1 protein-coding gene is annotated in these 467 nt (G+C 60.0%); it reads left to right on the top strand.

Annotated features, from left to right (window positions below):
* Window positions 1-151: 151 nt before the first annotated feature.
* On the top strand, window positions 152-467 hold a 316-nt coding region (locus AB4Z32_RS27720), incomplete at its 3' end, for a hypothetical protein (RefSeq protein WP_442125017.1).

Here is a 467-nt window from a genome sequence, read left to right as displayed (position 1 = left end):
GACCAGAACTTCGAAGATGGCAACCAGGACAACGGCCACAGTTCGTACGCCGGCCGCGCTCGCGCCGTCCGCAGATTGCCAATTTAGTCCTTCATCAATTTGAACCGGGCCGCAACACGCGGCTTCACCTTCATTCGTCCAGGGAGCTTTGATGAGCACCACCGCGTCCACCGCCGACAAATCGGCGGGCCAACAAAAGATCAATCACGACCAGCTGCGCCTGTCGGCGATGCTCGTCGCTATGGTTGCGCCGTTCATGGGCAAGTCCGATCCGCGTCACTATCTGAACGGCATCAATGTGCGCCCGCACCCGAACGGCGGAGCAATCATCGCCGCCTCGAATGGCCATGTTCTGGGTGCGGTGCACGACAAGCTCGCCACGTGCGAGCACGAAGTAACGTTACATCTGGCATCCGGTATCGTTACAGCATGCCGTGCGCATCAGGGCGACAAACGCGAACTGGTGC

The organism is Massilia sp. 2TAF26 (assembly GCF_052115005.1).
In the GTDB taxonomy this organism is placed as follows: domain Bacteria; phylum Pseudomonadota; class Gammaproteobacteria; order Burkholderiales; family Burkholderiaceae_D; genus Telluria.
Note: the sequence above shows the minus strand (reverse complement) of the source record. Positions and strands in the feature narration are given on the sequence as shown.